Here is a 23,321-nt window from a genome sequence, read left to right on the forward strand (position 1 = left end):
GGACATGGAAGCTTAACTTTCCCAAGTCGATGGCGACGATGGCGACATTGTTCATGGCGTTGCACTCCGAATAGGCACCCTGTGAAAGCTTAGGGGCTGACACAGGGTGAGGCGGGGGTAGCCATTTCATTATTTGTTTCGGGCCAATTATTCCTGTGAAAGTACCGGCGCCTGCCTTGGTGCATGCCTTGAGTCAGGCGAGGCGCCGGCAGTGCCCACCTTGATTCCGCGTCGTACCCACATGGCGGACACGGTGATGGCACAGGAGAGACTGGCCCGAAATAAACTGTGGGAGCGGGTTTACCCGCGAAGGGCCGCACAGCGGCCCCAGGTATCTTCAATCCCCAACCCCATGCAACCGCAACGCCCGCTGCGCACATTCCCTCCAGCTCAGCTTGCGCTTCGCAGTCATGGCCAAAGGCACTTCCGCCGCCATCACCACCGGCATATCCCGCATCCGTACCCAAGGCTCGCTCTGCCAATACAACAGACTCGCCGTATGCCCACCCGGCCAGCACATCCTGCCCAGGCGCGGCAGGTCGTCCAGCGCCGAGTCCTGGCCATCGCGCAGCACCGCCACCACCTCATGGGTCAGCCAGTGGCGCAGGTGGCGGTTCTCTGGAATGTGATGATGGGCCAGCAGGGTATAGGCCCCGGACTCGCTGACCATGGTGGTTTCGCTGTACTGGCCGTAGCGCAGCAGCTTCAAGGTGCGATGCTGGTCCGGGTCGAGCTTGCGGATGCAGTGTTCGTCGAAGAAGCGCCCGGTCATCCGGCCGAGTTCGTGGGCGCAGAACCAGGCTTGGGATTCGAGCCAAAGGGTGTGGAGGGGGCGGTTGTGGCGGGTGAAGAGGGTGGAGGAATAATGGTTTTCCATGATTGGCCTTCCAGAATCAGGAGAGCCGTTTCTAACGGGAACGGGATTCCGCTGCGTGAGCGTTCTTAAGCGCTGACCAGCCAAACTAGAAGACGGCATCTACTTCGTCAATTCAGGAACACATTTTGAAGTAATGGTGGCGTTATGATACTTCTTGGCTACTCAACCAGAGATAGGAAGTCTCATGAATCGATCAGAAAGAGCCAGTCAGATATGGGCGGTGCTTGCATTGGCGGCAGGTAACCGACAGTCGCTTACGTATGGGATGCTCTCTCGGTTGATTGGAGTTCCTGCAGCAGGTATGGGCAGGTTACTGGAACCTATACAGTCGTATTGCATTCTGCAGGATCTGCCACCTCTAACACTTTTGGTTGTTCAAAAAAGTTCGGGGCTGCCAGGGCGTGGTTTTATCGGGGCTAAAGCTGCGGACTATGCTCGAGATCAAATGCGAATATTCGCATATGATTGGCTGGCGCATGGGAACCCCCAAGCAGAAAAGCTCGAGCAGGCAGTATTGGAGCTTCCATCTAATGGTGAGGAGATTGACTCAGACGAGTGAACCTTCGATATGGAAAAGGCTGCCTAAAGGCAGCCTTTTGGTTAGCTGGACGATCAGTCCCAGCTCAGAGCACCACCAGTCTGATACTCAATAACCCGAGTCTCAAAGAAGTTCTTCTCCTTCTTCAAGTCCATGATCTCGCTCATCCAAGGGAACGGGTTAGTAGTCCCCGGATACTCTTCCTTCAACCCAATCTGGGTCAAACGACGGTTAGCAATGAACTTGAGGTAATCCTCCATCATCGCCGCGTTCATGCCCAGCACGCCGCGTGGCATGGTGTCGCGAGCGTATTCGATCTCCAGCTGAGTCCCTTGCAGGATCATCTGGGTAGCCTCTTCCTTCATCGCGGCATCCCACAGGTGCGGGTTCTCGATCTTGATCTGGTTGATCACGTCGATGCCGAAGTTCAGGTGCATGGACTCGTCACGCAGGATGTACTGGAACTGCTCGGCAACGCCGGTCATCTTGTTGCGGCGGCCCATGGACAGGATCTGGGTGAAGCCGCAGTAGAAGAAGATGCCTTCCAGAACGCAGTAGTAAGCGATCAGGTTGCGCAGCAGCTCTTTGTCGGTCTCGACGGTGCCGGTGTTGAACTCCGGGTCCGAGATGGCGCGGGTGTACTTCAGGCCCCAGGCGGCCTTCTTAGCGACCGACGGGATCTCGTGGTACATGTTGAAGATCTCGCCTTCATCCATGCCCAGCGATTCGATGCAGTACTGGTAGGCGTGGGTGTGGATCGCCTCTTCGAAGGCCTGGCGCAGGATGTACTGGCGGCACTCTGGGTTGGTGATCAGGCGGTACACGGCCAGGGCCAGGTTGTTGGCAACCAGCGAGTCGGCGGTGGAGAAGAAGCCGAGGTTGCGCATGACGATGCGGCGCTCGTCTTCGGTCAGGCCGTCCATGCTCTTCCACAGGGCGATGTCGGCGGTCATGTTGACCTCTTGCGGCATCCAGTGGTTGGCGCAGCCGTCGAGGTACTTCTGCCAGGCCCAGTCGTACTTGAACGGGACCAGCTGGTTGAGGTCGGCGCGGCAGTTGATCATGCGCTTTTCGTCAACGGCGACGCGGGCCGAGGAGCCTTCCAGCTCGGCCAGGCCTTCGGCGATGTCCAGGGCGTCCAGGGCAGCCTTGGCGCGCTTGACGGCGTCGGAGTCCGAGGCGGTGGCGGCGCGGGCTTCCAGGGCGGCGGCACCGCCGGCGCTGTCGAGCTTGTCCAGGGTGGCGGCTGCGGCGGCTTGTGCGCCGGTGTTGGCCTTGGCGGCTACTTCGCCGTCTTCTTTATCGAATTCGTCCCAGCTCAGCATGGTGAGTTCTCCTGCTTGAGGGCCATCTTGAGTATGGCCGGTGGATCTTGGTTGCGGTGCTTTGGCCCCGGATGGGGTACTGCAGTGCACGCAAATCTGAATGCCCTTCGAGGGGCTGACCCGGGTATTGGCGCCCGGGTCTATTGTGTCTGGCTGTGGGGCAGGGGGCGGCAGTGCCGGCCTCTTCGCGGGTAAACCCGCTCCCACAGGGTTCCGTGTGGCTACACGAAAAAAGAGGCTTCCCGGGGGAAGCCTCAGCCAAGCCTTACTGGCAGGCTTCGCAATCCGGCTCGTCGATGGCGCAAGCCTTCGGTACCGGGGCAGGGCCCGCGGCCTGGACCGGGGCGCTGTCGCCGCCACTCGACACGGCGTTGAGCTTGCCGGTGTTGATGGTCGACTTCTCGGTGCTGGTCGCGGCCAGGGCACGGAGGTAGTAGGTGGTCTTCAGACCACGGTACCAGGCCATGCGGTAGGTCACGTCCAGCTTCTTGCCCGAGGCGCCGGCGATGTACAGGTTCAGCGACTGGGCCTGGTCGATCCACTTCTGGCGACGGGAGGCTGCATCGACGATCCACTTGGTCTCGACTTCGAACGCGGTGGCGTACAGGTCCTTGAGCTCTTGCGGGATACGCTCGATCTGCTGCACCGAACCGTCGTAGTACTTCAGGTCGTTGATCATCACCGAGTCCCACAGGTCGCGGGCTTTCAGGTCGCGCACCAGGTACGGGTTGATCACGGTGAACTCGCCCGACAGGTTCGATTTCACGTACAGGTTCTGGTAGGTCGGCTCGATGGACTGCGACACGCCGGTGATGTTGGCGATGGTCGCGGTCGGCGCGATGGCCATGATGTTCGAGTTACGAATACCTTTTTGTACGCGGGCACGGACCGGTGCCCAGTCCAGGCTTTCGGTCAGGTCGACGTCGATGTACTTCTGGCCACGGGCCTCGATCAGGATCTGTTGCGAATCCAGCGGCAGGATGCCTTTGGACCACAGCGAACCCTGGAAGGTCTCGTAGGCGCCGCGCTCGTCGGCCAGGTCGCAGGAAGCCTGGATCGCGTAGTAGCTGACCGCTTCCATCGACTTGTCGGCGAACTCGACCGCAGCATCGGAGCCGTACGGGATGTGCTGCAGGTACAGCGCGTCCTGGAAGCCCATGATGCCCAGGCCCACCGGGCGGTGCTTGAAGTTCGAGTTACGCGCTTGCGGCACCGAGTAGTAGTTGATGTCGATCACGTTGTCGAGCATGCGCACGGCGGTGTTCACGGTGCGTTGCAGCTTGGCGGTGTCCAGCTTGCCATCGACGATGTGGTTCGGCAGGTTGATCGAGCCCAGGTTGCAGACCGCGATCTCGTCCTTGTTGGTGTTCAGGGTGATCTCGGTGCACAGGTTCGAGCTGTGGACCACGCCCACGTGCTGCTGCGGGCTGCGCAGGTTGCACGGGTCCTTGAAGGTCAGCCATGGGTGGCCGGTCTCGAACAGCATCGACAGCATCTTGCGCCACAGGTCTTTGGCCTGGATGGTCTTGAACACCTTGATCTTGTTGTACTCGGTCAGGGCTTCGTAGTACTCGTAGCGCTCTTCGAAGGCCTTGCCGGTCAGGTCGTGCAGATCAGGGACTTCGCTTGGCGAGAACAGGGTCCACTTGCCGTCATCGAAGACGCGCTTCATGAACAGGTCAGGGATCCAGTTGGCGGTGTTCATGTCGTGGGTACGACGACGGTCATCACCGGTGTTCTTGCGCAGTTCGATGAATTCTTCGATGTCCAGGTGCCAGGTTTCCAGGTAGGCACATACGGCGCCTTTGCGCTTGCCACCCTGGTTCACGGCAACGGCGGTGTCGTTGACCACTTTGAGGAACGGCACGACGCCTTGCGACTTGCCGTTGGTGCCCTTGATGTACGAGCCCAGGGCGCGCACCGGGGTCCAGTCGTTACCCAGGCCACCGGCGAATTTCGACAGCATGGCGTTGTCGTGGATCGCGTGGTAGATGCCCGACAGGTCGTCCGGCACGGTGGTCAGGTAGCAGCTGGACAGCTGCGGGCGCAGGGTGCCGGCGTTGAACAGGGTCGGGGTCGACGCCATGTAGTCGAACGACGACAGCAGGTTGTAGAACTCGATCGCGCGGGCTTCTTTGTCTTTCTCTTCCAGCGCCAGACCCATGGCCACACGCATGAAGAACACCTGCGGCAGCTCGAAGCGCACGCCATCCTTGTGGATGAAGTAGCGGTCGTACAGGGTCTGCAGGCCCAGGTAGGTGAACTGCTGGTCGCGCTCGTGGTTGATCGCCTTGCCCAGTTTTTCCAGGTCGAAGTCGGCCAGTGCCGGGTTGAGCAGTTCGAACTCGATACCTTTGGCCACGTAGGCCGGCAGGGCCTTGGCGTACAGGTCGGCCATCTCGTGGTGGGTGGCGCTGTCGGCCACGCCCAGGAAGCCCAGGCCTTCGGCGCGCAGGGTGTCCATCAGCAGGCGGGCGGTGACGAACGAGTAGTTCGGCTCACGCTCTACCAGGGTGCGCGAGGTCATCACCAGGGCGGTGTTGACGTCCTTGATGGCCACGCCGTCGTAGAGGTTCTTCAGGGTTTCGCGCTGGATCAGCTCGCCATCGACTTCGGCCAGGCCTTCGCAGGCTTCGCTGATGATGGTGTTCAGGCGCGCCATGTCCAGCGGCGCCAGGCTGCCGTCGGCCAGGGTGATGCGGATGCTTGGGTGCGGCTCGACCACGGCGCCGGTGTTGGCGCGGGTGGCGCGCTCTTTGGCGCGCTGGTCGCGGTAGATCACGTAGTCGCGGGCGACTTTCTGCTCGCCGGCGCGCATCAGGGCCAGTTCGACCTGGTCCTGGATTTCTTCGATGTGGATGGTGCCACCCGATGGCATGCGACGCTTGAACGTGGCGGTGACCTGCTCGGTCAGGCGCGCGACGGTGTCGTGGATGCGCGACGAAGCGGCAGCGGTGCCGCCTTCAACTGCGAGGAACGCCTTGGTGATGGCCACGGTGATCTTGTCGTCGGTGTAGGGGACGACAGTACCGTTACGCTTGATCACGCGCAGTTGGCCCGGGGCGGTGGCAGCCAGGTCCTGGTTGGACTCGGCCTGCGGCGCCAAAGCCTGCGGGTTCTCGCGAGTTGTGTCGGTTTGCATGGGTGGGTGTCTCCACAGTTTCTATAGTGTTCAGGCGCCTTTTGGGCGCCCACCGTTCCGTCCACTTGCCTGGTGGCCCGGGCGGGGATGCGCATGAAGCACACGCATCCGTCCGCTCGGGCGTACCGACTTCGGGACAGACTCAGGAATAAGGGGCAATAACCTGCCGCTCCCTGGCCGAAGTCAAAGTTTCTGGGCGAACCCAAAATCTGTTGCTGATGGATGCCAGGCCTGGCCTGCAACACCCATGCCCGAACAAGGCCCTGAATGGGCTTGCATCGGACGCCTGCGCAGGAGCGCTTTGGCTGCTGGAATCACGTTAAGTTCAGCAGGTGAAATTCGCTTGAATTTGCCTGTTGACTTGTGTGTGTGATTTTGCTCGAACCCCAACATCTAGTGGTTCGCTGCGATCGGGATACAAGATAATGCGGTCTGGGGGGCTTTGCAAGGCGAGCGCCTGTGGATAAGTTGTGGGTACTTTGTGTGTGATTCCTGGGTAGTCGCTGTAGGCCTTGTCCCAAGAGGTTTTCACGATTTTTCTGAGTCTCGCCGCCCTTGGGCAGTTTTTTGCGGGCGCGAACCCTATCACAAAAAACGCTCCAGCCAAGGGGGGGGCGAGGTGATTGGCAGGCGTGAGCCCGGAACGTAGTATCCGGGGGCGATGTTGCTCTTTGGTGAAAGGGAATCATCAGCACAATCAAGCTGTTGTGGTGCCTGTGCGGCCCATCGCGGGGCAAGCCCGCTCCCACAAGAGACAGTGCGTGGGAGCGGGCTTGCCCCGCGATGGGCCCACACAGGCCAGCAGTGCCCCCGAACAAGACCAACAAAGGGTTAAAGGGCCATGGATCAGCCGAACAACCGCATCCTGATCGTCGAGGACGACCAGCGCCTCGCCGAGCTCACCGCCGAATACCTCCAGGCCAACGGCTTCGAGGTGGCGGTAGAAGGCGATGGCGGCCGCGCGGCGCGGCGCATCATCGACAGCCAGCCCGATCTGGTCATCCTCGACCTGATGCTCCCCGGCGAAGACGGCCTGAGCATCTGCCGCCGGGTGCGCGGCCAGTACGCCGGCCCCATCCTCATGCTCACCGCCCGCAGTGACGAACTCGACCAGGTCCAGGGCCTGGACCAGGGCGCCGACGACTATGTCTGCAAGCCGGTGCGCCCACGCCTGCTGCTGGCGCGCATCCATGCCCTGCTGCGCCGCAGCGAGGCGCCGGAGCGCCAGCAGGCACTGGCCTTCGGCCCGCTGCACATCGACCAGCGCCTGCGCGAGGCGCGCCTGGGCGGCCAGCTGGTCGAGCTGACCGGCGCCGAATTCGATCTGCTGTGGCTGCTGGCCAGCAACGCCGGGCGGGTGCTGTCGCGCGAAGAAATCTTCACCTCGTTGCGCGGCGTCGGTTACGACGGCCAGGACCGCTCCATCGACGTGCGCATCTCCAAGATCCGCCCCAAGATCGGCGACGACCCGATCAACCCGCGTCTGATCAAGACCCTGCGCAGCAAGGGCTACCTGTTCGTCGGCGAGGCCGCCCAGGCGCCGGCGCCATGAATTCCATCTTCCTGCGCATCTATGGCGGCATGCTTGCCGTGCTGGTGCTGGTGGCCGTGCTCGGCGTGCTCAGCCTGCACCTGGCCAACGAGGTGCGTGCCGGCCAGCATCGCGAAGGCCTGGCCCAGGGCACCTTCAGCCTGATGGCCGACAACCTGGCGCAGCAGAACGAAGTAGAGCGCAAGCGTTCGTTGGTGATCTGGGAGCGCTTGCTGGGGGTGCCGCTGCGCCTGCAACCGCTGTCGGCCTTCACCCTCGATGGCGGCCAGCGCGCGCGGCTGTACCGCGACCTGGTGGTGGTGGAAAAGACCGGCCCGCATGCCGCCCGGGTACTGCGCCGGGTCGGGCGCGAAGACCAGTTGCTGGTGGCTGAGGTCAAGCAGGTCAGCGAGCAGCTGGCGCGCGCCACCCTTTATCTGCTGGCCGACGAACTGGTGCGTTACCCGGTCACCGAACAGCAGAGCCGCCTGGCGCAGATCCGCCAGAGCAAGGGCTTCGGTTTCGATATCGCCCTGCAGCGCATCGAGCGTGCAGCGCTTGATGACGACCAGCGGCGCCGGGTGGAGGAGGGCGACACGGTGATGGCGCTGGGCAGGGACGGTGACTCGATCCGCGTGTTTGCGGGCTTGCCCGGCTCGCCCTGGGTACTGGAGATCGGCCCGCTGCACCAGCTCAACCCGTACCCGCCGCAGTTGCTGATCCTGATCGCCTTTCTTGGCCTGTGCCTGATCGGCCTGGTGGTCTACCTGCTGGTACGTCAGTTGGAGCGGCGCGTCTCAGGCCTGGAAGTGGCTGCCACGCGCATCGCCCAAGGCAGCCTCGATACCCGCGTGCCGGCCGGTGATGCCGACTCGGTCGGGCGCCTGGCCGAAGCCTTCAATGGCATGGCCGAGCACCTGCAGCGTTCGCTGACCATGCAGCGCGAGCTGGTGCGGGCGGTGTCCCACGAATTGCGCACGCCGGTGGCGCGCTTGCGCTTCGGCCTGGAGATGATCGAGAGCGCCAGCACCGAGCAAGCCCGGGCCAAGCACCTGGCCGGCATGGACGGCGATATCCAGGACCTGGACAAGCTGGTCGACGAGATGCTGACCTACGCCCGCCTGGAGCAGGGCGCACCGGCCTTGCTGTTTCAGGCGGTGGACCTGGATGAACTGCTGGCCCGAGTGATTGACGAACTGGCCCCACTGCGCGCCGATGTGCGCGTGCTGCGGGGTGAATGCCATGGGCTGGATGGCGGCGCGGCCTGGGTCGAGGCCGAGCCGCGCTACCTGCACCGCGCCCTGCAGAACCTGGTGCGCAATGCCATGCGCCACGCCGAGTCCGAGGTGCGCCTGAGCTATCAACTCGGCCAGCAGCGCTGCCGTATCGATGTGGAGGATGACGGGCCGGGCATCCCGGAAGGCGTATGGGACCGTATCTTCACCCCCTTCACTCGCCTGGACGATAGCCGCACTCGCGCCTCGGGCGGGCATGGCCTGGGCTTGTCGATCGTGCGGCGGATCATCTACTGGCACGGCGGCCGCGCCCTGGTGGGGCGCAGCGAGCAGTTGGGCGGGGCGTGTTTCAGCCTGAGCTGGCCACGCGAGCAGCCACGGGACTAGACGCTGATCAGGCTGAGCAGGTGGCCGTCCTGCACGCAGAACTGGCCATCGAGCTCGACGCCATGGCGCCACTGCGCCGACAGGTCGGTGAGCAGGCGCAGGCGGGCGTGGCCATCGGCGGACCATGCCAGCAGCTCGGCGTGCTCGAAGTAGAAGCGCTGTCGGGTCAGCGGGTAAAGCGTCTTGAACAGGCTTTCCTTGAGCGAGAAGGTCAGGGTCACGGCCAGGGCCTGCTGGCTGCGGTCCAGGCGTTCCAGTTCGGCGGGGGTGAGGATCTCGCCGGCCAGGCGTTCGGCACGCTCTTCGCTCAGCAGGCTTTCCTGATCCAGCCCCAGGCCGCGGCAGGCGCCGTCGGCTGCCACCACGGCGGCGGCCCAGCCCTGGCCGTGGGTGATCGAACCGTGGATGCCGACGGGCCAGATCGGCGAACGGTCCTCGTGAGTGGCGGGCACATAGTCGCGGCCATCCAGGCGCTGCAGGGCCTCGCGGGCGCATACGCGGCCGGCCAGGTACTCGGCCTGGCGCTTGGCCACCGAGCGTTGCAGGCTGGCGCTTTGCGCGATGCCGGCGCGCTGGAAGTCATCGGCGGCGAGCCGGGCCGGGTCGAAGGCGCAACTGACCAGCACCGCGCCGGGGACCGGGCGGGGCAGGGGCCAGTGGTGCTGGAGAGGGGCGCAGCAGGCGGGGAGTCTGTTCATGGCGGGTATTGTGCCAGCGGGTGTGGCGGTGGGGGAGCTGATATTTTGGGTTGCCTTGCAGCCCTATCGCTGGCAAGCCAGCTCCCACAGGTATCGGCGTAGCAATTTGGGAGCTGGCTTGCCAGCGATAGGGCCGCAAAGCGGCCCCTGCGGTCCTCAATCAAACGCCGACTTGAGGAACGCCTGCATGTCCTTCCACGAACTCTCGTCCGCCGCCTTGTCATAACCAATGTCCGGCCCGCCATGCTCGCCATGGCTCAACCGGTCGGCATCCGGGTTGGTAAACCCATGCTTGGCCCCCGGAATCCCGACGAACTTGTAGTCGGCCTTGGCCGCATCCATCTCTGCCTTGAACGCCGCCACCTGCTCCGGCGTGACCATGCTGTCGGCCTCGCCATGTTCGACCAGGATCTTCGCCCGGATCACGTCGGGCTTGGCCGGCGTCTGGGTGACCAGTGCGCCATGGAAACTCACCACGGCATCGAGCTTCTCGCCGCGGCGCGCGGCGTCGAGCACCACCTTGCCGCCAAAGCAGTAACCCACGGCGGCCAGTTGGTGCTTGTTGGTGTTCGGTTGCAGCTTCAGCAACTCCAGGCCCGCGTCGAAGCGTCGGCTGGCCTCGGCAGGGTCCTTCAGCGCTTCGGCCATGAACGCCTGGGCATCCTTGGGGTGCTCGGTGTGCTTGCCGTCGCCGTACATGTCGATGGCCAGGGCGTTGTAGCCCAGCGCCGCAAAATCACGGGCGCGGCGCTTGGCGTAATCGTTCAAGCCCCACCATTCATGCACCACCACCACGCCTGGGCGCTTGCCTTCGACGGCATCGTCGTAGGCGTAGTAGCCGACGTAGCGCTTGCCGTCGGCGTCCTGGTAGGGGATCTCGCGGGTCTGCACCGCCGCCTGGGCAAGGGCGGTACTGCACAGCAGGGCCAGGGCAAGCAGGGAACGCATGGGCAAAGCTCCTTCTTTTGCGGTGGGTATTTCGTTCAGCCGGGGTTCAGGCCGGGTTCAGCGGTGGTTCAGGGCGTCCTCCCTACTCTAGTCCCCAGACAGAAACAGCGCATCCAACTGGAGTACGAACCTATGAAAACCTTCAACACCCTGCTTGCCGCCATGGCCGTTTGCGCCGCTGGCATCGCCACCACTGCCCAGGCCGACGACACCTTCGCCAGCCTCACCTATGGCCAGACCAGCGACAAGGTCCGCAAGTCCGGCCTGCTGCAGAGCAACACCGACCACCTGAACACCGATGGCATCATCGCCAAGGATGGTACCTGGGGCGTGCGCCTGGGGCAGATGAACAACCAGGGCCGCTACTACCTGACCTACGACAACGTCTCGGGCGAGCACAGCGGCCTCAAGCTGCGCCAGGAAAACCTGCTCGGCAGCTACGACCTGTTCCTGCCGGTGGGCGATACCACCAAGCTGTTCGGCGGTGCGTCGCTGGGCGTGACCAAACTGTCCCAGGAGTCCTCCGGCTACAGCCGCGATACCGACACCGGCTACGCCGTCGGCCTGCAGGGCGGCGTGCTGCAGCAGGTCACCGATAACGCCTCGGTGGAGCTGGGCTACCGCTACCTGCGCAGCAACGCCAGCACCGAGCTGTCGCCCCATGACGGCGCGAAGATCGGAACCCTGCGCCTGAACAGCAGCGCACAGACCTACCTGGCGGCCAACTACAAGTTCTGAGGTCGCTGTTATCCTGTACCGGCCCTTTCGCGGGTAAACCCGCTCCCACAGGTCAAGCGCAAGCCTATAGTGCGATGCAGTACCTGTGGGAGCGGGTTTACCCGCGAGATCGCACAGGCAATCCAAGAAGGAGAGTTGCATGAAATTGCTGGTGGTCGAGGACGAGGCGCTGCTGCGTCATCATCTGTTCACTCGCCTGGGCGAGGGCGGCCATGTGGTGCAGGCGGTGGCCAATGCCGAGGAGGCCCTGTACCAGGCCGAGCAGTACAACCACGACCTGGCGATCATCGACCTGGGCCTGCCGGGCATGAGCGGGCTGGACCTGATCCGCCAGCTGCGCAGCCAGGGCCAGAGCTTCCCGATCCTCATCCTCACCGCCCGCGGCAACTGGCAGGACAAGGTCGAAGGCCTGGCCGCCGGTGCCGACGATTACGTGGTCAAGCCGTTCCAGTTCGAAGAGCTGGAAGCGCGCCTGAATGCGCTGCTGCGCCGCTCCAGCGGTTTCACCCAGTCGACCATCGCCGCCGGCCCCCTGGTGCTGGACCTCAACCGCAAGCAGGCAACCCTGGACGACGCACCGCTGGCGCTGACCGCCTACGAATACCGCATCCTCGAATACCTCATGCGCCATCACCAGCAGGTGGTGGCCAAGGACCGGCTGATGGAGCAGCTCTACCCGGGGGACGAAGAACGCGACCCTAACGTGATCGAGGTGCTGGTCGGCCGCCTGCGGCGCAAGCTCGAGGGCGAGCAGGGCTTCAAGCCGATCGACACGGTGCGTGGCCTGGGCTACCTGTTCACCGAGCGCTGCCGATGATCCGTTCGCTGCGCGTGCGCCTGATGTTGGCGGCGGCGCTGTTGGCGTTGCTGTTCATGCTGGCGCTGCTGCCGGCGTTGCAGAAGGCGTTCAGCCTGGCATTGCAGGAGTCGATCGAGCAGCGCCTGGCTTCGGATGTCACTACCCTGATCTCCGCCGCGCGCATCGAGCGCGGCCAGTTGCAGATGCCGGCGCTGTTGCCGGACGAGCGTTTCAACCTGCCCTACACTGGCCTGCTCGGCTATATCTTCGACCGCCAGGGCAAGCTGGTCTGGCAATCGCGGGCCACCCGCAACCAGAACATCAATTACCAGCCGCGCTACGACGGGCGCGGCAACGAGTTCGCGCGCATCCACCAAAGCGATGGCGACGAGTTCTTCGTCTATGACGTGGAGGTCAAGTTGCTGGGCGGCAAGAGCGCCGCGTTCAGCATCGTCGCCCTGCAGCCGGTGCGCGAGTACCAGGACACCCTCGATGGCCTGCGCGAGAAGCTTTACCTGGGCTTTGGCGCCGCCTTGCTGGCGTTGATGCTGCTGCTTTGGGCCGGCCTGACCTGGGGCTTGCGCTCGTTGCGCCGGCTCAGCGTCGAACTCGACGAGGTTGAAGCGGGCGCGCGCGAGGGGCTCAGCCGTGAGCATCCCCGTGAACTGCTGCGCCTGACGGGCTCGCTCAACCGCCTGCTGCGCAGCGAGCGCGAGCAGCGCCAGCGCTACAGGGACTCGCTCGACGACCTGGCGCATAGCCTCAAGACCCCGCTGGCGGTGCTGCAGGGCGTGGGCGAAAGCATGGCCCAGGGCAAGCAGGAGCCGGAACAGGGGCGGGTGCTGCAGGGCCAGATCGAGCGTATGAGCCAGCAGATCGACTACCAGTTGCAACGTGCCAGCCTGCGCAAGAGCGGGCTGGTGCGCCACCAGGTGCAACTTGGCCCGCTGCTCGACAGCCTGTGCAGCACGCTGGCCAAGGTCTACCGCGACAAGCGCGTCGAGGTCAGCCTGAACATCCCGGACCAGGCTCGGGTACCGATGGAGCAGGGCGCCTTGCTGGAGCTGCTCGGCAACCTGCTGGAAAACGCCTACCGGCTGTGCCTGTCGCAGGTGCGGGTCAGCCTGCATGAAGCGCCGGGGCTGCTGGAGCTGTGCGTCGAGGACGACGGCCCCGGCGTGCCCCCTGACCAGCGCGAGCGCATCCTCGAGCGCGGCGAGCGGCTGGACAGCCAGCACCCGGGGCAAGGCATCGGCCTGGCGGTGGTCAAGGACATCATCGACAGCTACGACGCCGAGCTGAGCCTGGGTGATTCGCCGTTGGGCGGGGCTGCGTTCCGTATCGCATTCCGGCTCGAGTGATTCTGCGGGGAACTCTACTTTCCTGGTCCAGGGGCGCGCTTCCTAGTCCAGGGAGGCGCTTCCTAGTGTAGGAAGGCGGTGCGTGGGAGCGGGCTTGCCCCGCGATACCGGCGAAGCCGGTGCCATCCGGCGCGGGCCTCATCGCGGGGCAAGCCCGCTCCCACGCACCGTGGCTCCCTCCACCATCATCGCCGAACACCTGCAAGGCGGATTCCCGCCAACCGGCCCTGTACGTTTTCCGCCATCGGGCGGGAATCCGCCATCTCCTACCTGCATTTACGCCCCGTCCGAGGGCATTCCCACCCCGTAAACACTGGCCGTGCACCCCAAGCGGGCACTTTGGCATCGCCCTTGCTATTCATCTGGCAGAGGCCTGCCCAGGCGCTCGAACACAACGACAAATCCCTCCGGGTGCAGGAGGGTTCGCGATTCAGGTGCCCCACATCCTGGGAAGGATGGGCCGGCACACTTGAGGAAAAATTAGCCATGACGACACGTCAGCCGCTGTACAAATCGCTGTATATCCAGGTGTTGGTCGCCATCACCATCGGTATCCTGCTCGGCCACTTCTATCCGGAAACCGGCGTTGCCCTCAAACCGCTGGGTGACGGGTTCGTCAAACTGATCAAGATGGTCATCGCCCCGATCATCTTCTGCACCGTGGTCAGCGGCATCGCTGGCATGCAAAGCATGAAGTCGGTGGGCAAGACCGGCGGCTACGCGCTGCTGTACTTCGAGATCGTCTCCACCATCGCCCTGATCATCGGCCTGGTCGTCGTCAACGTGGTCAAGCCAGGCGCTGGCATGCACATCGACGTCAGCACCCTGAACGCCAGCAGCGTGGCCGCCTACGCCGCCGCCGGCGCACAGCAGACCACCGTTGGCTTCCTGCTCAACATCATCCCCAACACCGTGGTCGGCGCCTTCGCCAACGGTGACATCCTGCAAGTGCTGATGTTCTCGGTGATCTTCGGTTTCGCCCTGCACCGCCTGGGCAGCTACGGCAAGCCGCTGCTGGACCTGATCGACCGCTTCGCCCATGTCATGTTCAACATCATCAACATGATCATGAAGCTGGCCCCGATCGGCGCCTTCGGTGCCATGGCCTTCACCATCGGCCAGTACGGCGTGGGCTCGCTGGTGCAGCTGGGCTACCTGATGGCCTGCTTCTACATCACCTGCGTGCTGTTCGTGCTGGTGGTGCTGGGTGGCATCTGCCGCGCCCACGGCTTCAGCGTGCTCAAGCTGATCCGCTACATCCGTGAAGAGCTGATGATCGTGCTGGGCACCTCGTCCTCCGAGTCGGCCCTGCCACGCATGCTGGCCAAGATGGAGCGCCTGGGCGCGAAGAAATCCGTGGTTGGCCTGGTGATCCCGACCGGCTACTCGTTCAACCTCGACGGCACCTCGATCTACCTGACCATGGCTGCGGTGTTCATCGCCCAGGCTACCGACACCACCATGGACATCACTCACCAGATCACCCTGCTGCTGGTGCTGCTGGTGGCGTCCAAAGGTGCTGCCGGCGTTACCGGTTCGGGCTTCATCGTTCTGGCGGCAACCCTGTCGGCCGTTGGCCACCTGCCGGTTGCCGGCCTGGCGCTGATCCTCGGTATCGACCGCTTCATGTCCGAAGCCCGCGCCCTGACCAACCTGATCGGCAACGCCGTGGCTACCGTGGTGGTGGCCAAGTGGGTCAAGGAACTGGATACCGACAAGCTGGAGTCGGAGCTGGCCTCCGGCGGTTCACCGCTGGTCGAGACCCGTCCGACCGACGACCTGGGCGTGGCTGAAGGCCCGGCGCGTTGATCGAACGCCTGTAGTACAGAATAAAAAGCCCATCTTCGGATGGGCTTTTTTTTTGCGCAGATGCCCTGCATGCCAATGGATACTTCTTGCCCCTGTATACAAATAGTTACCTCAGGCTGGCGGGCGACGGACGTTAAATTTTGATCCTGCTGCGAGGGGCAGTAAAAGCACGATCCTTTCGCAGCGCGTCCAATTCACGCTGCACAGGGAATAAACGTAATGATCAAACCCAGTGATACAAAAGCCAAAACCGAGATGTTGCTCGAAGGTGGTAAAGGCAATGACCGCTTGCTCGGTGGCAACAAGGACGATGTGATCAGGGGGCATGCCGGGCACGATGAGCTGGAAGGCGGCAAGGGTGATGACATTCTGCTCGGCGGCAAGGGCAGTGATGTGCTCGATGGCGGCAAGGGCGATGATTATCTGCACGGAGGAGATAGTGCCGATGTGCTCATCGGCGACACTGGCAAGGATGTCCTGGTGGGGGGCAAGGGCGATGACCTGCTCGAGGGTGGGCCCGGCGCCGATGTGCTGAGTGGTGGTCGAGGTGCCGACCTGTTCGTGTTCGCCAAATTGAGCGATATGGGCGTCGGTGGTCAGCGGGATATCGTCACCGACTTCAAGGGTGTGGCGGGTGATCGCATTGATCTACGTGGATTGGCAAAGTCCACTGGGCTTGCCGGTTTCACTTTTATCGGTGATGCAGCCTTTACCGAAGCGGGTCAGTTGCGTTTTGAGAATGAACTGCTGTCGGGCAATGTGCGGGGTAGTCTCAAGGCCGATTTCGAGATTCAACTGGTTGGCGTTACCTGTTTCAAGGCTGAGTATTTGATGCTCTGATATCCCCGTCCAATGATGATGCTGGCCAAGGGCGCAGCGGTGTCTACTCAACCCGAGTTTCGCCGCTGTATACCAGAATCTCCCGGCACCGCCGGCACAGGTACCGCCGCCCTTGGCGCACCAGCTTGTGCCGCTGCGCGGTGAACGGAAAGTCACTCTGTGGGCACGGGCAGCGGTAGATGTAGCGCATCGCCACCCGCCGTTGCACTTCATAGTTATGGCAACGATTGGGCGGCAGCTCGTACACCCCGCGCATGATCAACTGCCACTCTTCGCCATGGGCCTGGATACGGTCGCCGAACAGTTGGTGGGCGACCAGATGCGCCACTTCATGGGCCACAGTCTGGCGCAGGAAGTCTTCCTGGTTCTCGCGGTACAGCTGCAGGTTGAAGCGCAGCAGGTTCTCGTGCAGGTGCGCGACACCGGCTTTTTGCCCGCGCAGCTTGAAGCTCACTTCCGGGCGCGGGAAGGGCCGTTTGAAGAAGGTTTCGGCTTGCTGGTAACAGGTTTCGACGCGTTGCTTGAGCTGCTCGGGCATGGCGGGGTGGTTCTCCTGACCGGGCATTATGCCGCAAGCGCTTCGGGCCTGCCGAGCCACCGGTCAGCAGATGAAACGAAGCCGCCTTGCGGCGGCCTCGGGTGATGCTCCCGTGTCGGGTCGATCTAATAGGTGTGTGCTAGTTGGTGTAGACGGGCCCCACGCCCAGTCCCCAGATGATCACCGTGGCGGCCATGATCGCCACCAGGACCACCAGGCCCACAGCCAGCACCGAACTGGAGAACAGGAAACCTTCGTCGGATGGAATGTTCATGAACGTCGGTAGCCCCACATACAGCAGGTAGACCGTGTAGCAGATCGCCGCCGTACCGATCAGCATGCCCAGCCACAGGTGCGGGTAAAGCGCCGCCAGGCCGCCGATGAACAGCGGGGTCGCGGTGTAGGTGGCGAAGGCGATGCATTGCGCCATGCTCGGGTTGGCGTCGTAGGTGCGCGCCATCCAGTGGATGAAGGCACCCATCACGGCCACCCCGGCGAGCATCGCCAGGTACGACATGATGCTCATCCAGATCGCGCTTTCCATGGTCAGCATCACTGCCGGGCGGTCACCGATCACCCAGCCGACCTGGGTGGTGCCGATGAATGCCGAGACGGCGGGGATCGCCGCCAGGATCAGCGTGTGCGTCAGGTACATGTGGCTGATGCTTTCGTCCTCGCCACGGATCTCCCGCCACTCCTGGTCAGGGTGGGTGAACAGCCCAACAACGTGATGAATCATACTGGTCACTCCTTTCGTCGTTGCCAAACGCCCCCCAGATGGAGCGCCTGCGGCCCGAGGCCAGGAACACCGATTGCCAGGGTCATGTGGCCTTATGTCGCAGTATAGGAAGCCGTTCCCCACACAAAACCGGCTTTTTAGAGCAAATTGCGCTGTCAGGCCCGATGTTGATTCCCTTGAAGTCTTTATCGGAATGGCCTACAGCGGTGCGCCATTTGTGCGTAAAATATCCGCCTTTTGTCACACCTCGCGGATCCAAGCGCTATGGGCACCCTCTCGGTCAACCAGAACAAACTGCAAAAACGCCTGCGTCGTCTCGCCGGCGAAGCCATCACCGACTACAACATGATCGAGGATGGCGACAAGGTCATGGTCTGCCTGTCCGGCGGCAAGGACAGCTACACCATGCTCGACGTTCTGTTGCACCTGCAGAAGGTGGCGCCGATCAAGTTCGAGATCGTCGCGGTGAACATGGACCAGAAGCAGCCGGGCTTCCCCGAGCACGTGCTGCCGGCCTACCTCAAGGAACTGGGCGTCGAGTACCACATCGTCGAGAAGGACACCTACTCGGTGGTCAAGGAGCTGGTGCCCGAGGGCAAGACCACCTGCTCGCTGTGCTCGCGCCTGCGCCGTGGCACGCTGTACACCTTCGCCGACGAGATCGGCGCGACCAAGATGGCCCTGGGGCACCACCGCGACGACATCGTCGAGACCTTCTTCCTCAACATGTTCTTCAACGGCGCGCTCAAGGGCATGCCGCCGAAGCTGCGCGCCGATGACGGGCGCAACGTGGTGATTCGCCCGCTGGCCTACTGCAGCGAGAAGGACATCCAGGCCTATTCGGACATGAAGGAATTCCCGATCATCCCGTGCAACCTGTGCGGTTCGCAGGAAAACCTGCAGCGCCAGGTGGTCAAGGACATGCTGGTGGAGTGGGAGCGCAAGCACCCTGGCCGTACCGAGAGCATCTTCCGCGCCATGCAGAACGTGGCGCCGTCGCAGCTGGCCGACCGCAACCTGTTCGACTTCACCAGCCTTACGATCGACGAAAACGCCACCCCGCGTTTTCTCGACGTGGTGAATCTCTGAGCCCATGCGCGACTACACGTGGCTGCATCAGTACTGCCTGAACCGCTTCGGCTCGGCCCAGGCCCTGGAGGCCTTCCTGCCGCAGCCGCGCACGCCGGCGCAGTTGCGCGACATCAGCGATGACCGCTACCTGTCGACCCTGGCCCTGCGCGTGTTCCGCGCCGGGCTCAAGCACAGCCTGGTGGACGCCAAGTGGCCGGTGTTCGAGCAGGTGTTCTTTGGCTTCGACCCGGAGAAAGTCGTGCTGATGGGCGCTGAGCACCTGGAGCGGCTGATGCAGGACGAACGCATCATCCGCCACCTGGGCAAGCTCAAGAGCGTGCCGCGCAATGCGCAGATGGTGCTGGATGTGGCCAGGGAGAAGGGCAGTTTCGGTGCGTTCATCGCCGATTGGCCAGAGACCGACATCGTCGGGCTGTGGAAGTACCTGGCCAAGCACGGTAACCAATTGGGCGGGCTGTCGGCGCCGCGCTTCTTGCGCATGGTCGGCAAGGATACTTTTATCCCCACCGACGACATGGCGACCGCGCTGATCGCGCAGAAGATCATCGACAAGCCGCCGACCAGCCAGCGCGATCTTGCGTTGGTGCAGCAGGCGTTCAACCAGTGGCACGCCGAGAGTGGGCGGCCGCTGTGCCAGTTGTCGGTGATGCTGGCGCATACCGTCAACCATTGACTGCGCGGTGCATTCTTCGCGGGTAAACCCGCTCCCACAGATGCTGTGAGGTCCCTGTGGGAGCGGGTTTACCCGCGAAGCAGTCAGCTCCCTTCGCCCGCCATACGCCGCTCGATCTGAAACTTCCAGCGCACAAACAGCAACCCGCTGACGAACAACCCAAGGCTCACCAGCACCTCGACCCAGCCAAACACGGCTCGCGCCGGGTCGAACGCCGCCAGCACGCCCTTGATGAAGTAGATGTTCACCACGAAGCAGGTCCAGGCATGCGCCCGGGCGCTGCCTTTGAGCATGCCGGGCAGCAACAGCAACAGGGGGATCAGCTCGACGGCCAGGATCACCCCGACCCGCGCCCCATGCAGGTCGGCGAACCACAGATTGTTCACCACCAGCAAGGCGATCAGGCCGAAGAAACAGGCCAGGCTCAAGGCGCGGGTCAGCCGCACCCGTGGCGCCAGCCAGTCCAGTGGCGGCAGTACCTTGGGTTTTTTAGCCACGTTCGCCACCCAGGGCCTTGGCGGTATTCGCCAGGCGTTGGCCGAGTGCGCGGCACAGGGTGATTTCGTGTTGATCGAGTTCGCGCTTGCCGTCGGCCCCGGCATGGTGACTGGCGCCATACGGCGTGCCGCCGCCGCGGGTTTCCAGCAAGGCCGACTCGCTGTAGGGCAAGCCCAGCACCAGCATGCCGTGGTGCATCAGCGGCAGCAACATCGACAGCAGTGTGGTTTCCTGGCCGCCGTGCAGGCTGGCGGTGGAAGTGAACACCGCCGCCGGCTTGCCCACCAGCTCGCCACCGAGCCACAGGCTGCTGGTGCCGTCGAGGAAGTACTTGAGCGGGGCGGCCATGTTGCCGAAGCGGGTCGGGCTGCCCATGGCCAGGCCGGCGCAGTGGCGCAGGTCGTCGAGGGTGGCGTACAGCGCGCCGCTGGCGGGGATGTCCGGGGCCACCGCTTCGCATTCGGTGGAGATTGCCGGCACGGTACGCAGGCGGGCTTCCAGGCCGGCCATCTCGACGCCGCGGGCGATGTGCCGGGCCATCTCGCTGGTCGAGCCGTGGCGGCTGTAATACAGCACCAGGATGTACGGAGCGCTCACGGCAGGATCTCCAGCACTTTCTCCGGTGGGCGGCCAATCACGGCCTTGCTGCCGGCCACCAGAATGGGGCGTTCAATCAGTTTGGGGTGCTGGACCATCGCCTCGATCAACTGGGCATCGGTCAAGGCCGGGTTGGCCAGGTCGAGGGCCTTGTATTCGTCTTCACCGCTGCGCAGCAGCTGGCGCGCGCCGATGCCCAGCAGGCCAAGCAGTTGCTTGAGGGTGGCCGCGTCTGGCGGGGTTTCCAGATAGCGCACGACGGTGGGCGACAAGCCGCGTGCCTCGAGCAGCTCCAGGGCGCCGCGGGATTTCGAGCAGCGCGGGTTATGATACAGGGTCAGATCGGTCATGACGGGTCGCATCCAGCAGGGTGTGGCGGCTATTCTAACCGACTTCAATGCTTGAAAACTTCGAGAAGGATTGACCCATGGCAAGGCGTTTGGCAGCTGCACTGGCCATCACCGCGAGCCTGTTGCTCGGCGGCTGCGGTGCAGACTACGGTGTGGACCAGCACGGCAATACGGTGAAGAGCGAACAGGTTGACGGGCACTGGCTGGTGCTCAACTACTGGGCCGAATGGTGCGGCCCGTGCCGTACGGAAATTCCCGAGCTCAATGCTGCGGCCAAGCAGTGGGAGGCCCAGGGCATCAAAGTGCTCGGGGTGAATTTCGATGGCTTGCAGGGCGCCGAGCTCAAGACCGCCGCCGACACTTTGGGCATCGCCTTCACCGTGCTCGCCCAGGACCCGGCCGAGCGCTACGAGCTGCCGCGCAGCGAAGCGCTGCCGGTGACTTACATCATCGACGACAAGGGCAAGGTGCGTGAGCAGTTGATGGGCGAGCAGACGCTTGAAGGGCTGCAGGCGAAGATCAAGGCGTTGAAAGGCGGCGCCTGATAGGCACATCGCGGGGCAAGCCCGCTCCCACGCGTTGGACTGCCCCCAAGAAGTTGGACACCAATCCAACCCTAGGGGGCAGTCCAAGTACACCGTGGGAGCGGGCTTGCCCCGCGATGGGTTTAGCCTTCCTCAGGCCAGAAGCGCAGCGGCTTGCCTTCAGCCGGCCAGAAGCGAATCTGCTCGATCGGCGACACGTCCCAGCGCTGTACCGTCTCCAGCGCCTGCAGGAAGCGTTTCTCCTGCTCCATCACGGCTGGCGCACACAGCTTGCGGGTCTTGCCGACCTTGCCGAAGCTCAGCTGCTCGCCGTTCAGCGTGTACGGCGCGAACCAGTGGTTGCAGCCGGCATTGCCGTAGGCGCGGCCATCGTTGGCCAGGGTGAGCGTGAGGTGGCTGTAATCCATCAGCGGTCGCTCACCGATCCATTCCAGCACATAGCTCTGCTCCTGCTGCAGGGGCGAAGGCTGCGCTGCACAACCCATCAGGCCGCCGGCAATCAGCGCGGCGCTCAACAGCTGTTTCACTCAAGCGCGCTCCTGACACTGTGGGCACAGGTGCTTGTCGCCCTGGCTGGCCCAGCCCAGCTCCGCCACGCGGGCACTGGCGGCCGGCGCGTGGCCTTTCTTGCCCAGCTTGGCTTCAGTGGCGAACTCGAAATCCAGCACGGCGTCGCAGCTGTCGCACTTGACCTGCCATTGCAGGATCTCCAGCTCGTTGAACACCGGGCCCTTGGCCACGGCGACCCACTGGCCGCTCGGGTTGATCAGGTGGCGCACGGTTTCCACGGTCAGGCGCATGGACAGGGTCTTGCTGCCCTTGAGGCTGACCAGCAGCACGTCGTTTTTCTGGATCGAGCCGCCGTTGCCGGTGACCTGGTAACGGCCCGGCACCAGTGCGCGGCATTCGATCAGGGTGTGTTGCGGGTTGAAAAGGGTGTAGCGGAAATCGTGTTCGACCATGGGTCCTCCAGAATTGCCGCGTATCCTAGCATCAACCTTCGACGATGTTCTGCGGATTGCCTGCCGCCCAGCGGGTGATGTTGTCCAGGGTGGTCGCGGCGATGGCATCCAGCGCTTCGCGGGTCAGGAACGCCTGGTGCGCGGTGACGATCACGTTGGGGAAGGTCAGCAGCCGCGCCAGCACATCGTCCTGCAGCGGCTGGTCGGAGCGGTCCTCGAAGAACAGTTGCGCCTCTTCTTCATACACATCCAGCCCCAGGTAGCCGAGCTGGCCGCTCTTGAGCGCGTCGATCAGCGCCGGGGTGTCGACCAAGGCGCCGCGGCCGGTGTTGATCAGCATGGCGCCGGGTTGCAGCTGGGCCAGGCTGTGGGCGTTGATCAGGTGTCGGGTGTGCTCGGTCAGTGGGCAGTGCAGGCTGATGATGCGGGCTTCGCGCAGCAGCTCGGGCAGCGTCAGGTAGCGTGCCCCCAGGGCCAGCAGTTCGGGGTTGGGGTAGGGGTCGTAGGCCAATAGCTGGCAGCCGAAACCGGCCATGATGCGGGCGAACGCCAGGCCGATCTGCCCGGTGCCGACCACGCCGACGGTCTTGCCGTGCAGGTCGAAGCCGGTCAGGCCATGCAGGGTGAAGTCACCTTCGCGGGTACGGTTGTAGGCGCGGTGCAGGCGCCGGTTGAGAGCCAGGATCAAGGCCACGGCATGCTCGGCAACGGCGTGCGGCGAGTAGGCGGGCACCCGCACCACCGCCAGCCCCAGGCGTTGCGCCGCCGCCAGGTCGACGTGGTTGTAGCCGGCCGAGCGCAGGGCGATCAGGCGCGTGCCGCCAGCCGCCAGGCGCTCCAGCACCGGGGCGTCGAGTTCGTCGTTGATGAACGCGCAGACCACCTCGAAGCCGCAGGCCAGGGCCGCCGTGTCGAGGGTCAGGCGCGCGGGCTGGTAGTGCAGGTCCAGGGCCGTGCCAGCGGCGGCACGCTCGAAGCTTTCCTGATCGTAGTGCTGGCTGCTGAACAACAGGGCGCGCATGCTGGTATTCCTTTTATGGCTACGCTGCCAGTCTAGCCAGGCGGGCAGGGCGTCTATTGATCTGTATCGGCTGTGGCG

The 23,321-nt window shown here is 63.7% G+C and carries 24 protein-coding genes; 11 read left to right on the forward strand and 13 right to left on the reverse strand.

Translation table 11 applies throughout. The annotated features are described in order from the left end of the window. Window positions 1-337: 337 nt before the first annotated feature. Entirely contained in the window at window positions 338-877 is a 540-nt protein-coding gene (locus RTH46_RS14445; RefSeq protein WP_316905969.1) for a Bro-N domain-containing protein, read from the reverse strand. Window positions 878-1,061: 184 nt separating this feature from the next. Between RTH46_RS14445 and RTH46_RS14450 the strand changes: the two genes are divergently transcribed. After that, window positions 1,062-1,436 carry a hypothetical protein gene (locus tag RTH46_RS14450; protein WP_316905970.1) on the forward strand — a complete coding sequence of 125 codons (375 nt, stop codon included), beginning with the start codon at window positions 1,062-1,064 and terminating at the stop codon, window positions 1,434-1,436. A 53-nt stretch (window positions 1,437-1,489) separates the two neighbouring features. Here the strand turns inward: RTH46_RS14450 and RTH46_RS14455 are convergent, their stop codons facing one another. Then, on the reverse strand, window positions 1,490-2,740 hold the full coding sequence (locus RTH46_RS14455; RefSeq protein WP_153789004.1) for a ribonucleotide-diphosphate reductase subunit beta: 1,251 nt from the start codon (window positions 2,738-2,740) through the stop codon (window positions 1,490-1,492). 265 nt (window positions 2,741-3,005) lie between these two features. After that, entirely contained in the window at window positions 3,006-5,882 is a 2,877-nt protein-coding gene (locus RTH46_RS14460) for a ribonucleoside-diphosphate reductase subunit alpha (RefSeq protein WP_153789003.1), read from the reverse strand. An 841-nt stretch (window positions 5,883-6,723) separates the two neighbouring features. Here RTH46_RS14460 and RTH46_RS14465 point away from each other — a divergent pair. Both RTH46_RS14465 and RTH46_RS14470 read left to right on the forward strand, forming a co-directional pair. Then, window positions 6,724-7,434: a response regulator transcription factor gene (locus tag RTH46_RS14465; RefSeq protein WP_110993002.1), complete on the forward strand. Its 711-nt coding sequence runs from the start codon at window positions 6,724-6,726 to the stop codon at window positions 7,432-7,434. Then, window positions 7,431-9,035 carry an ATP-binding protein gene (locus RTH46_RS14470; protein ID WP_153789002.1) on the forward strand — a complete coding sequence of 535 codons (1,605 nt, stop codon included), beginning with the start codon at window positions 7,431-7,433 and terminating at the stop codon, window positions 9,033-9,035. Before RTH46_RS14465 ends, RTH46_RS14470 begins: the two co-directional genes overlap by 4 nt. Here the strand turns inward: RTH46_RS14470 and RTH46_RS14475 are convergent. Both RTH46_RS14475 and RTH46_RS14480 read right to left on the reverse strand, forming a co-directional pair. Continuing rightward, window positions 9,032-9,733: a 4'-phosphopantetheinyl transferase gene (locus tag RTH46_RS14475; protein WP_316905971.1), complete on the reverse strand. Its 702-nt coding sequence runs from the start codon at window positions 9,731-9,733 to the stop codon at window positions 9,032-9,034. The genes RTH46_RS14470 and RTH46_RS14475 overlap by 4 nt on opposite strands. Window positions 9,734-9,889: 156 nt before the next feature. Then, window positions 9,890-10,681 carry a dienelactone hydrolase family protein gene (locus tag RTH46_RS14480; RefSeq protein WP_153785030.1) on the reverse strand — a complete coding sequence of 264 codons (792 nt, stop codon included), beginning with the start codon at window positions 10,679-10,681 and terminating at the stop codon, window positions 9,890-9,892. Window positions 10,682-10,813: 132 nt separating this feature from the next. Between RTH46_RS14480 and RTH46_RS14485 the strand changes: the two genes are divergently transcribed. The 5 genes from RTH46_RS14485 to RTH46_RS14505 all read left to right on the forward strand — a co-directional run bounded on the left by RTH46_RS14485 (window position 10,814) and on the right by RTH46_RS14505 (window position 16,228). Continuing rightward, window positions 10,814-11,419: an outer membrane protein gene (locus RTH46_RS14485; protein ID WP_125462962.1), complete on the forward strand. Its 606-nt coding sequence runs from the start codon at window positions 10,814-10,816 to the stop codon at window positions 11,417-11,419. A gap of 139 nt (window positions 11,420-11,558) precedes the next feature. Then, complete coding sequence (locus RTH46_RS14490; RefSeq protein ID WP_125462963.1) at window positions 11,559-12,236, forward strand: response regulator; 678 nt, start codon at window positions 11,559-11,561, stop codon at window positions 12,234-12,236. Further along, window positions 12,233-13,579, forward strand: coding sequence for an ATP-binding protein (locus tag RTH46_RS14495; RefSeq protein ID WP_316905972.1), 1,347 nt, complete (start codon window positions 12,233-12,235; stop codon window positions 13,577-13,579). Before RTH46_RS14490 ends, RTH46_RS14495 begins: the two co-directional genes overlap by 4 nt. Before the next feature lie 486 nt (window positions 13,580-14,065). Then, the gene (locus RTH46_RS14500) at window positions 14,066-15,388 is read left to right on the forward strand and encodes a dicarboxylate/amino acid:cation symporter (protein ID WP_125462965.1); all 1,323 of its coding nucleotides are present in this window, start codon (window positions 14,066-14,068) and stop codon (window positions 15,386-15,388) included. A gap of 219 nt (window positions 15,389-15,607) precedes the next feature. Further along, window positions 15,608-16,228 carry a calcium-binding protein gene (locus RTH46_RS14505; RefSeq protein ID WP_316905973.1) on the forward strand — a complete coding sequence of 207 codons (621 nt, stop codon included), beginning with the start codon at window positions 15,608-15,610 and terminating at the stop codon, window positions 16,226-16,228. Window positions 16,229-16,271: 43 nt separating this feature from the next. Here the strand turns inward: RTH46_RS14505 and RTH46_RS14510 are convergent, their stop codons facing one another. Next, on the reverse strand, window positions 16,272-16,766 hold the full coding sequence (locus tag RTH46_RS14510; protein ID WP_153785026.1) for a SprT family zinc-dependent metalloprotease: 495 nt from the start codon (window positions 16,764-16,766) through the stop codon (window positions 16,272-16,274). Between the two features lie 139 nt (window positions 16,767-16,905). Beyond that, a complete protein-coding gene (locus RTH46_RS14515; RefSeq protein ID WP_153785025.1) occupies window positions 16,906-17,505 on the reverse strand; it encodes a Yip1 family protein in 600 nt (199 codons plus the stop codon). 264 nt (window positions 17,506-17,769) lie between these two features. Between RTH46_RS14515 and ttcA the strand changes: the two genes are divergently transcribed. Further along, on the forward strand, window positions 17,770-18,594 hold the full coding sequence (gene ttcA / locus RTH46_RS14520) for a tRNA 2-thiocytidine(32) synthetase TtcA (RefSeq protein WP_125462967.1): 825 nt from the start codon (window positions 17,770-17,772) through the stop codon (window positions 18,592-18,594). Window positions 18,595-18,598: 4 nt separating this feature from the next. Then, window positions 18,599-19,270, forward strand: coding sequence for a DNA-3-methyladenine glycosylase I (locus RTH46_RS14525; RefSeq protein WP_316905975.1), 672 nt, complete (start codon window positions 18,599-18,601; stop codon window positions 19,268-19,270). Window positions 19,271-19,353: 83 nt separating this feature from the next. Here RTH46_RS14525 and RTH46_RS14530 read toward each other — a convergent pair whose 3' ends face one another. The 3 genes from RTH46_RS14530 to arsC are packed head-to-tail and all read right to left on the reverse strand — an operon-like array spanning window position 19,354 to window position 20,715. Next, window positions 19,354-19,767 carry a DUF2069 domain-containing protein gene (locus RTH46_RS14530; RefSeq protein ID WP_279914534.1) on the reverse strand — a complete coding sequence of 138 codons (414 nt, stop codon included), beginning with the start codon at window positions 19,765-19,767 and terminating at the stop codon, window positions 19,354-19,356. Continuing rightward, on the reverse strand, window positions 19,760-20,365 hold the full coding sequence (gene wrbA, locus RTH46_RS14535; RefSeq protein WP_153785022.1) for an NAD(P)H:quinone oxidoreductase: 606 nt from the start codon (window positions 20,363-20,365) through the stop codon (window positions 19,760-19,762). The genes RTH46_RS14530 and wrbA overlap by 8 nt, the downstream gene beginning before the upstream one ends. Next, a complete protein-coding gene (gene arsC, locus RTH46_RS14540; protein ID WP_153785021.1) occupies window positions 20,362-20,715 on the reverse strand; it encodes an arsenate reductase (glutaredoxin) in 354 nt (117 codons plus the stop codon). Before arsC ends, wrbA begins: the two co-directional genes overlap by 4 nt. A gap of 77 nt (window positions 20,716-20,792) precedes the next feature. On the opposite strand from arsC, the gene RTH46_RS14545 reads away from it, so the two are divergent. Then, window positions 20,793-21,260, forward strand: a complete 468-nt coding sequence (locus tag RTH46_RS14545) for a TlpA disulfide reductase family protein (protein ID WP_153785020.1) — start codon at window positions 20,793-20,795, stop codon at window positions 21,258-21,260. Window positions 21,261-21,382: 122 nt separating this feature from the next. Here RTH46_RS14545 and RTH46_RS14550 read toward each other — a convergent pair whose 3' ends face one another. Genes RTH46_RS14550 through RTH46_RS14560 form a run of 3 tightly spaced genes read right to left on the reverse strand, consistent with a single transcriptional unit; the run spans window position 21,383 to window position 23,243 of the window. Beyond that, complete coding sequence (locus tag RTH46_RS14550) at window positions 21,383-21,787, reverse strand: META domain-containing protein (protein WP_153785019.1); 405 nt, start codon at window positions 21,785-21,787, stop codon at window positions 21,383-21,385. After that, window positions 21,788-22,222, reverse strand: a complete 435-nt coding sequence (locus RTH46_RS14555) for a hypothetical protein (protein WP_153785018.1) — start codon at window positions 22,220-22,222, stop codon at window positions 21,788-21,790. A 31-nt stretch (window positions 22,223-22,253) separates the two neighbouring features. Beyond that, window positions 22,254-23,243 (reverse strand): 2-hydroxyacid dehydrogenase, encoded by a 990-nt coding sequence (locus RTH46_RS14560; RefSeq protein ID WP_316905976.1) that lies wholly within the window; start codon window positions 23,241-23,243, stop codon window positions 22,254-22,256. Window positions 23,244-23,321 lie beyond the last annotated feature (78 nt).

The organism is Pseudomonas sp. zfem004 (genome assembly GCF_032621715.1).
In the GTDB taxonomy this organism is placed as follows: domain Bacteria; phylum Pseudomonadota; class Gammaproteobacteria; order Pseudomonadales; family Pseudomonadaceae; genus Aquipseudomonas; species Aquipseudomonas sichuanensis.

Bases quoted from the DNA above. Each gene is read 5' to 3' on its own strand.
- RTH46_RS14445 (WP_316905969.1), bottom strand. From the start codon at position 877: ATGGAAAACCATTATTCCTCCACCCTCTTCACCCGCCACAACCGCCCC.
- RTH46_RS14450 (WP_316905970.1), top strand. From the start codon at position 1,062: ATGAATCGATCAGAAAGAGCCAGTCAGATATGGGCGGTGCTTGCATTG.
- RTH46_RS14455 (WP_153789004.1), bottom strand. From the start codon at position 2,740: ATGCTGAGCTGGGACGAATTCGATAAAGAAGACGGCGAAGTAGCCGCC.
- RTH46_RS14460 (WP_153789003.1), bottom strand. From the start codon at position 5,882: ATGCAAACCGACACAACTCGCGAGAACCCGCAGGCTTTGGCGCCGCAG.
- RTH46_RS14465 (WP_110993002.1), top strand. From the start codon at position 6,724: ATGGATCAGCCGAACAACCGCATCCTGATCGTCGAGGACGACCAGCGC.
- RTH46_RS14470 (WP_153789002.1), top strand. From the start codon at position 7,431: ATGAATTCCATCTTCCTGCGCATCTATGGCGGCATGCTTGCCGTGCTG.
- RTH46_RS14475 (WP_316905971.1), bottom strand. From the start codon at position 9,733: ATGAACAGACTCCCCGCCTGCTGCGCCCCTCTCCAGCACCACTGGCCC.
- RTH46_RS14480 (WP_153785030.1), bottom strand. From the start codon at position 10,681: ATGCGTTCCCTGCTTGCCCTGGCCCTGCTGTGCAGTACCGCCCTTGCC.
- RTH46_RS14485 (WP_125462962.1), top strand. From the start codon at position 10,814: ATGAAAACCTTCAACACCCTGCTTGCCGCCATGGCCGTTTGCGCCGCT.
- RTH46_RS14490 (WP_125462963.1), top strand. From the start codon at position 11,559: ATGAAATTGCTGGTGGTCGAGGACGAGGCGCTGCTGCGTCATCATCTG.
- RTH46_RS14495 (WP_316905972.1), top strand. From the start codon at position 12,233: ATGATCCGTTCGCTGCGCGTGCGCCTGATGTTGGCGGCGGCGCTGTTG.
- RTH46_RS14500 (WP_125462965.1), top strand. From the start codon at position 14,066: ATGACGACACGTCAGCCGCTGTACAAATCGCTGTATATCCAGGTGTTG.
- RTH46_RS14505 (WP_316905973.1), top strand. From the start codon at position 15,608: ATGATCAAACCCAGTGATACAAAAGCCAAAACCGAGATGTTGCTCGAA.
- RTH46_RS14510 (WP_153785026.1), bottom strand. From the start codon at position 16,766: ATGCCCGAGCAGCTCAAGCAACGCGTCGAAACCTGTTACCAGCAAGCC.
- RTH46_RS14515 (WP_153785025.1), bottom strand. From the start codon at position 17,505: ATGATTCATCACGTTGTTGGGCTGTTCACCCACCCTGACCAGGAGTGG.
- ttcA (WP_125462967.1), top strand. From the start codon at position 17,770: ATGGGCACCCTCTCGGTCAACCAGAACAAACTGCAAAAACGCCTGCGT.
- RTH46_RS14525 (WP_316905975.1), top strand. From the start codon at position 18,599: ATGCGCGACTACACGTGGCTGCATCAGTACTGCCTGAACCGCTTCGGC.
- arsC (WP_153785021.1), bottom strand. From the start codon at position 20,715: ATGACCGATCTGACCCTGTATCATAACCCGCGCTGCTCGAAATCCCGC.
- RTH46_RS14545 (WP_153785020.1), top strand. From the start codon at position 20,793: ATGGCAAGGCGTTTGGCAGCTGCACTGGCCATCACCGCGAGCCTGTTG.
- RTH46_RS14555 (WP_153785018.1), bottom strand. From the start codon at position 22,222: ATGGTCGAACACGATTTCCGCTACACCCTTTTCAACCCGCAACACACC.
- RTH46_RS14560 (WP_316905976.1), bottom strand. From the start codon at position 23,243: ATGCGCGCCCTGTTGTTCAGCAGCCAGCACTACGATCAGGAAAGCTTC.